This is a genomic window from Pedobacter sp. 10L46_2, assembly GCF_056395165.1.
Genome location: NZ_JBFTIZ010000189.1, coordinates 1 through 7,832 on the forward strand (window position 1 = coordinate 1; position 7,832 = coordinate 7,832).

Sequence of the window (7,832 nt, forward strand, 5' to 3'; positions counted from 1 at the left end):
GCATTGAGAAGGGTAAAACCGCATTGAGAAGGGTAAAACCCCGGGCCTGTGGTTAAGAGACAGACTTAAGGGAAACCTGGTATGGACAAAAAATGGAAATTCGATAAAAATAGATCTGACAAAAGCAGCTAAAGACGGCGGTTTTCAGATTTGGGACAATGAATTGATCCTGATCATGCCAAGTACTGTTAAGCTAACCAGTCGTGCATATCACAGAGACAAAGAGGAAGAAAAAAGGGCCCATATTTCCGGCAACATTAATATTTCCGGTTTCGAGCAAGATGCGATGCAGTTGGATCTGGGTAAATACACCAGTGCATTTTTAGACAAATTGAAAGTGGGCAAGTTAAATGCGGTAATAGGTAATAAGGACAATGGGAATGCCAGCCTGGTTATTTCTTCGGCAAACCAGATCGATACGGCGGCTTTTGATATTCCTGGTGAGGGAAGTCTTGACCTGATGGATCCTAACATTACCAAAACGCATTATACCATTTCCGATAAGGCAACGGTTTCTTTAAACGGCAAAGCCTTACAGGCCATTAAAACAGAATAAGTGTTGATGCCATAATAATATTACCATAATCCGGAAACGGTAGCCATTATATTTTCAGATAATTTAATAAATTAACGGAAAATATTTCCTGTATGACTATTAGTAAAAAGCATCTTTTGGGATTGCTGACTGTTTCCGGATTACTTCTGGCTTATAAAAGTGATAAAATTGGATCAAATAGCACATTTGATTTTGCTTCAACAGCCAGGTATGCTGATACCATTGGTAAATACAGAGACTGGAAAGTTACCGGAGGTAATGGTGAAAATATAAAATATTCGAAGCTTAAACAGATCAATACCAGTAATGTAAGCCGGCTAAAGGTTGCATGGGTATATCATTCGGAGCAAAACGACAATACTAAATTTGGTTCCATTCAGTGTAATCCCATCATCGTTAATAACGTACTCTATGGAGTATCTCCAAAGCTAAAGCTCTTTGCGATAGATGCGGCTACCGGAAAAGAAAAATGGAATTTTGATCCGGCCGATTCTACCATAAATAAAACATGGCACCGCAATAGTGTAAACATGAACAGGGGTGTGGCTTATTGGCAGGAAGGAGCCGATAAGCGAATCATTTATACCGTAGGACCAATTGCCTTTGCAATAAATGCGGTTAGCGGTAAACTGATCTCCAGTTTTGGTAAAGACGGTGGGATAGACCTTAGGAAGGGGCTTGGAAGAGAAGAAAGCAAGGTTTTTGTAGCGCCTACTTCTCCCGTTATGGTTTATAAAAACCTGTTCTTTTTGAGCGGTTATGTAGGTGAGGAAACGCCGGGATACATCCGCGCATTTGATGTGAAAACGGGAAAACAGAAATGGGTGTTCCATACCATTCCTATGCCGGGAGAGCCCGGATATGAAACCTGGGAAGACAAAACGGCCTATAAACGCATGGGCTCCACAAATAGCTGGTCGGGCTTTAGTCTGGATGAAAAGAGAGGAATGTTGTTTGCCGGAACGGGTAACCCAAGCAATGATTTTTATGGTGGCGACCGACTGGGCAAAGGACTTTATGCCAACTGTGTACTGGCTTTAGATGTCCTTACCGGGAAATTGAAATGGCATTTTCAAACTGTACACCATGATGTATGGGATATGGATATTTCCAGTCCACCAATATTGACTACGATAACCCGTCAGGGTAAAAAGATAGATGCGGTAGCGCAAACTACTAAAACCGGGCTTATTTTCGTTTTCGAAAGGGCTACTGGTAAGCCGCTTTTCCCTATTGTGGAAAAGAAGATGATTACAAATACGCCAATTATTGGTGAGAAACTCTGGCCAACCCAGCCTTTCCCTGTTTTGCCTAAGCCTTTTGCCAGACAGATCTTAACAGAGAACGACCTGAATACTTTGGTTAGTGATTCATCTCAACAGGATATTAAAAAGCGCTTTAAAACTTATCGTTCGCAGGGAATATATACTCCGCCGACCAAAGAAGGAACCATTATTTTTCCGGGGTATGACGGTGGAGGCGAGTGGGGAGGCCCGGCTTTTGATCCTGAATCAAATATCCTGTACGTAAATGCCAATGAAATGGCCTGGGTGCTGAACCTTGTGGAGAATGAGCCGCCTGTAACTACGGCGCAAACGAATCTGGAAGCAGGCGCGGCCTTGTATAATAAGCATTGCATGGTTTGCCATGGTCCGGAACGATTGGGTGCAGGGGATTATCCGTCGATAGTGGGTGTTGAGAAGAAATATAACCTAACGCAGTTTACCGAGCTGTTGTCTACAGGCAGGCGGATGATGCCGGGATTTAATCACCTGAGTAAAGAAGAAAAAAACGCAATAGGATCATTTATTCTTGATCTTAAAGCTGAACAGGCAAAGCCTTATACCGGAAAATCAGAGGCCAAAACCGCAAAGGCAGCAAAGCCTTCTTATGGATCTACGGGTTATAACAAGTTCCTGACTAAGGAAGGTTATCCTGCGATCAGTCCGCCATGGGGAACTTTAAATGCCATCAACCTGAATACCGGGAAATATGTGTGGAAAGTTCCTTTTGGTGAATTTGAAGAACTGAAAAAGAAAGGAGTGCCCACTACAGGGCGCGAGAATTACGGAGGCCCGGTGGTTACTGCAGGCGGACTTATCTTTATTGGTGCAACAGCGGATGGTAAATTCAGGGCGATAGATAAAAAAACAGGGAAAATACTTTTCGAAACAGATTTACCTGCACCGGGTGTAGCCACGCCGGCAGTGTATGAAGCTGATGGTAAGCAATATGTGGTGATTGCCTGCGGAGGCTCAAAATGGGGAGGCAAATCTAGCGATGCGTACGTGGCGTTTACACTTTAGTAAGTAAATGTTAACCTACTGTTAAATATTTTATATAACTTTACTGGAAGGGATTAAAGATATTTATGAACGCTTACAGTAACTTTTCCGATCTGGAACTGACTGTTTCATTGAAACAGGGGGATGAACGTGCATTCAGGCAGGTTTTTGACTTGCATTTCAATAAGCTATATGTTTTCTGTTTTAGGTTCTTAAAACAGGGAACGGGCTGAAGAAATTGTTCACGATGCTTTGTTAAATGTTTGAGTTAACCGCGACAGGTTAAATGAGGAGTTTTGCCTTATCTGTATACCATTACCAGAACGCTGGCGCTAAATGCACTAAGAGATCTGGCCACGTTGCAAAGGGCTATTGATGCGCTTTGGACGGATATGGAAAAGGTAATCAATGAAACTGAAGAGTCTTTGTTGTTAAGCGACCTAAGGCAGTTTACAGAAAGTGCTTTGGTGCAGCTGCCGCCACAGCAACAGCTGATTTTTCGAATGAGCCGGTACCAGGGGCTTAGCTATGATGAAATTGCAGAGCAGTTGCATTTATCTAGGAACACGGTGAAGAACCATCTTATCGCGGCATTGAAGACTTTGAGAACGCATTTTAACCAGTCGGATGTGGCGTATTTTATATTGATTAGCGTAGGGATTGGTTGCGGGGTGGGTTAAAAAGCAATGCTAAATCTGTGCATGTTGTTTTCATAATGATAAGTAACCTGCCACTTATTAATGTTGCAAATCTGCTTTACAATTGATAATCCAAGACCATTGCCTTTGTACCCGGCAGTTCCTTTGCCAAATCTGGTGAACAACTTAGATTCAGGGAAAGAAAGCGGTTCTCCTTCATTACTGATCGCCAGCGAATGTTCATTCAGGCTAAAAACTATTTTGGAACCGGCATCGGTATAAGAAAGGGCATTTGTTAGCAAATTAGAAATCAAAACTTCCATCAGGAATGAGCTGGCATACACTACCTTGGACTCAATATGCTGTTCAACCTGTAAGTCTTTATGCTGAAACAGGTCTTCCATTAAATCATAATTGCGTTTCAGCGTATTCTCTAAGGATACCCATTGTACGTCGGTAAATGCATTATTCTCCAGTTTGGCCAGCAGCAGCAAACCCTTGTTTACTTTACTAAGGCGTATTGTTGCTTCTTTTGCATCGTTAAGTAAACGCGCAATGTCTCCCGTTAATGGTTGCTGACTAATACTTTCCAATCTCGTTTTCAGGATACTAAGAGGGGTTTGAATTTCATGTGAGGCATTTTCAGTAAATTCCTTTAAAGCCGTATATTCCCTTTTGCCCCTGGCCGCCAAATCGATAAGTACGCTGTTCATTTCCTTAAACTCAGTCACATCAGTACGCGTTAGCTGTAATTCTTCTTTTGAACTTACAGAGTACCCCTTCATCCGCTTCAGGTTTATTAAAAATGGTTTCCATATCCTGCTGCTAATGAAATAGTTGACCAACGTGCCAAGTACAATTAACAGGACTGCTATGGACAGGAAAATGTAGAGGATGGTTTTAGAATAATTGTCCCAGCCAATATATGTAGTCATAACCCTAATGCGGTAGGGCTGACCATTGATCTTTTTGCTCTCTGAGAAGTAGTAGTACCCTTCAGTTACTTTTTGGAGCCGATCATAAATGAGGGTGTCTTTAAAAACTTTAGGCAGCTTCATCAGGCTTTCATCGCCCTTGGTGATGGTTACCAATGGGAAAGCTACCGTTCGCCCCATATGGATTTCTTCGGCAACCATATCGGTCTGTAATTCCAGCTGCTCCTCTATTTCTTTAGATATTTCATGCCTCAGAAAAAGGAACAGCATGCAGCCGGTAATGCCTAAAACCAATGCACTTAGTCCAAAATGATAATAACTAATTTTTGATAAGAGCCTCACTAGTACGTAAACTTATAACCCATTCCATATACTGTTTTGATGTATTCTTTGCCGGAAATGTTGCACAGTTTTTTCCTCAGATTCTTCATGTGTACATATACCGTATCGAAGTTATCACTCTGGTCGAAATGATCTCCCCAAAGGTGCTCAACTATTGATGCTTTGCTCACCACACGGTTCTTATTGATGACGAAATAAATGAGCATGTCGTATTCCTTTCTGGTTAGGCTTACCTCGCTGTCTTTGAAAAAGAATGATTTGGAAGAAGGGTGCATGGTGAAATCGTCGAATGTGATCTGTTCGGCACCTTTTAATGTTTTTCTGCGGTATATGGCGTTGACCCGGGCGTTCAATTCTTCCAGGTAAAAAGGTTTTGTGAGGTAGTCGTCGGCGCCAAGATTTAATCCATTCAGTTTGTCCTGAAGCGAATCTTTTGCCGAGAGAATAAGGATTCCGGTTTCCAGATGGCTTTTTCTGATGTCTTCTATGAGGTCTATCCCGCTTCCATCGGGCAGGGTAATGTCGAGCACTACAACATCATACATGTAGTCCCTTAGTTTCTGCTCGGCCTGACCAAAAGTTATAGCCTGTTCGCATATGCAATCGAGTGAGCTGAAATAGGTTTCCATTTCTTCCAATAGTACCGGTTCATCTTCTACAAACAACACCTTCATAATTATTATTCAAATTAAATACGATTTTTTTAGACTCTTTAGAAATTCTTTAGAATTGGCTTTAATATTTGCAGCAAGATTAGCACTTATTTAGACTTAATACAAACAATATAGTGATAAATTATATAATCAAATAGAAAAATGAAAATTCAATACTTTAAGAGTTCAGTATTTATTGCCCTTGCTGTTGTGGGTCTTGCTTCGTGTAAGAAAGATAATGTTCAGGATGATGTTATTCCTCCTTATGAAGTGCCAACAACCTACAACTTCGCCGGAGCAAACTACACTGCTTCGACGCAAAGGGTAAAAATGGCTTTAGAGTTGAACTCTTACCTTGGAACTGCATTAAATGCTACCATTACTTCAACAAAAGCAAATGATTATTTTAACAATACTAATAATCCATTTACAACTGATGCAACTCTAAACGCATCTGGTGTGAAACTGGCTGACAAAACTGCTGATGCTGAAACTTTCACAGGATACTTTGTGGAGCAAGCTGCAAACAGTACTAAAAATGCCATTGAAGCTACAAACGGTAGTGCTGGTTACGTTATTAAAGGCACTTCAAAAAGACTGGTAAGCGCAACAGGTTTAGAGTACAACCAGGCAGTAGCTAAAGGTATGATGGGCGCTTTATTCTTTAAAGAAGCTATTAATATCCTAAACAGTGTGCCTGATGCTAATAATGTTACTGTTACTAATGGTACAACAGCTATGCAACGCAGCTGGGATGAAGCTTTTGGTTATTTAGGTGTACCTGTTGATTACAATCCGGACAAAACCTATGCTAACACAGATGCGGTTAGACCATTATTATGGGGTGGTTATCTTGCTGAACGCGGTAAAGGAATTGAAGCAGGTAAAATAATTTTCAACGCTTTCTTAAAAGGCCGTGCGGCAATTGGGGCTAAAGATTACCTAGTTGTAAAAGAGCAGATCACTATTATTCAGGCTAAATGGGAGCAATTGGTTGCTGCCGCGGCACTTGCTTACACTACAATACCTACTAATTCAGTAAGCGTTGGTGACCTGCCTACGCAGTTCCATGCTTTATCTGAAGGTTATGGATTTATTTCATGCTTCAAATATCGCCCTGCAAACAGTAAATTAACGGACGCAAACTACCAGAAGCTTAAAGCAACAATCGGTACTAATTTCTATACATTAATCAACGAGGCTAATTTTACTAAATTGGTTGAGGCACAAAATATATTAAAAACAACCTACGGTTTAAACTAAATAGCAGTTTTGTTTTAGTAAGGCTCCTGGCACTTTTGCGCCAGGAGCTTTCATTGTTAATACATTAAGTTAAAGAATATGAATATCAATCGAATCAAATACGGCATGGGAGTCACCATACTGGCAATTACAGTTTTCATCGTTGCCTGCTCTAAAAAATCGGGCACAGATAATGGTCCGAAAGCAGATGGCTTTGATAAAGCCGGTATGCTAACGAACTATGCTGACAATTTGATTATTCCTGCATATATGGGGCTACAGGACCAAATCACCCAGTTGGAAACCACTGCAAATACGTTTCTTGCCACCCCGAATGCGGATAACCAACAAACTTTAAAAGTTGCATTTAAGACTGCATATCTGCAATATGAGCAGGTATCGGTAAATCAGTTCGGACCTTCAGAGCGGGTTTTACTTAATAATTTTCTAAATACGTTTCCGGCAGATAACGCAGTAATTGACGGAAACATTACCCGTGGAACTTACGACCTGACGCAAAATTCCACCATAGATCAGCAAGGTTTTCCTTCGCTTGATTATGTGTTGTTTGCTCCCGATGCATTGGCTAAATTCAGTGGTAGCAGTGCTGCTAACCGTAAAAAATATGTACAGGATCTGCTTGCACGAATGAAAACGCTTACCGGTGGTGTAGTTACTACCTGGAAAAATACCTACAAAGCAGAATTTGTACAAAATACACGTTCTGATGCAGGTAGCCCTATTGCTTTTCTGATCAACCAGTTCGCCTATGAAATGGACCAGATGAAAGGACCTCGTATTGGCTGGCCATTTGGCAAACAATCGGGAGGAGTTCAATATCCGGATAAAACAGAGGGTTATCACGCAGGGATATCTGTTTCACTGGCGGTAGCAAACCTGACTAACCTTAAAAAGATGTTTACCGGAAACAATAGCGGTAAGGGGATGTCTGATTACCTGGTCGCTTTAAATAAGAAACCATTAAGTGATGACGTAATTAAACAGTTTGATTTAGCTATTGTTAAACTGAATGCGATACCTGATCCGTTCTCAACTGCTTTGGCCAATAAGAAAACAGAAATTGAGGCTGCTTACCGTGAGATACAAATACTATTGACATTGATTAAGACCGATGTAGCTTCGGCAACAGGCGTGCGTATTACCTATCAGGATACTGATGG

At 41.2% G+C, this 7,832-nt stretch carries 7 protein-coding genes; 5 read left to right on the top strand and 2 right to left on the bottom strand.

The genetic code is table 11. The annotated features are described in order from the left end of the window. Positions 1–175 precede the first annotated feature (175 nt). The 3 genes from AC1DDX_RS18105 to AC1DDX_RS18115 all read left to right on the top strand — a co-directional run bounded on the left by AC1DDX_RS18105 (position 176) and on the right by AC1DDX_RS18115 (position 3,521). The gene (locus tag AC1DDX_RS18105; RefSeq protein ID WP_477622363.1) at positions 176–556 is read left to right on the top strand and encodes a hypothetical protein; all 381 of its coding nucleotides are present in this window, start codon (positions 176–178) and stop codon (positions 554–556) included. 92 nt (positions 557–648) lie between these two features. Continuing rightward, on the top strand, positions 649–2,862 hold the full coding sequence (locus tag AC1DDX_RS18110) for an outer membrane protein assembly factor BamB family protein (RefSeq protein ID WP_172659768.1): 2,214 nt from the start codon (positions 649–651) through the stop codon (positions 2,860–2,862). 275 nt (positions 2,863–3,137) lie between these two features. Beyond that, on the top strand, positions 3,138–3,521 hold the full coding sequence (locus AC1DDX_RS18115) for a sigma-70 family RNA polymerase sigma factor (RefSeq protein WP_246269423.1): 384 nt from the start codon (positions 3,138–3,140) through the stop codon (positions 3,519–3,521). Here the strand turns inward: AC1DDX_RS18115 and AC1DDX_RS18120 are convergent. Together AC1DDX_RS18120 and AC1DDX_RS18125 are read right to left on the bottom strand one after the other, a co-directional pair. Further along, complete coding sequence (locus tag AC1DDX_RS18120) at positions 3,518–4,756, bottom strand: sensor histidine kinase (RefSeq protein ID WP_288878982.1); 1,239 nt, start codon at positions 4,754–4,756, stop codon at positions 3,518–3,520. The genes AC1DDX_RS18115 and AC1DDX_RS18120 overlap by 4 nt on opposite strands. Continuing rightward, positions 4,756–5,430 carry a response regulator transcription factor gene (locus AC1DDX_RS18125; protein ID WP_172659770.1) on the bottom strand — a complete coding sequence of 225 codons (675 nt, stop codon included), beginning with the start codon at positions 5,428–5,430 and terminating at the stop codon, positions 4,756–4,758. The genes AC1DDX_RS18120 and AC1DDX_RS18125 overlap by 1 nt, the downstream gene beginning before the upstream one ends. Before the next feature lie 141 nt (positions 5,431–5,571). On the opposite strand from AC1DDX_RS18125, the gene AC1DDX_RS18130 reads away from it, so the two are divergent. Both AC1DDX_RS18130 and AC1DDX_RS18135 read left to right on the top strand, forming a co-directional pair. Further along, entirely contained in the window at positions 5,572–6,672 is a 1,101-nt protein-coding gene (locus tag AC1DDX_RS18130) for a DUF4856 domain-containing protein (protein ID WP_288878983.1), read from the top strand. A gap of 78 nt (positions 6,673–6,750) precedes the next feature. Continuing rightward, the coding region (locus AC1DDX_RS18135) for an imelysin family protein (RefSeq protein WP_477622364.1) at positions 6,751–7,832 on the top strand (1,082 nt) is incomplete at its 3' end.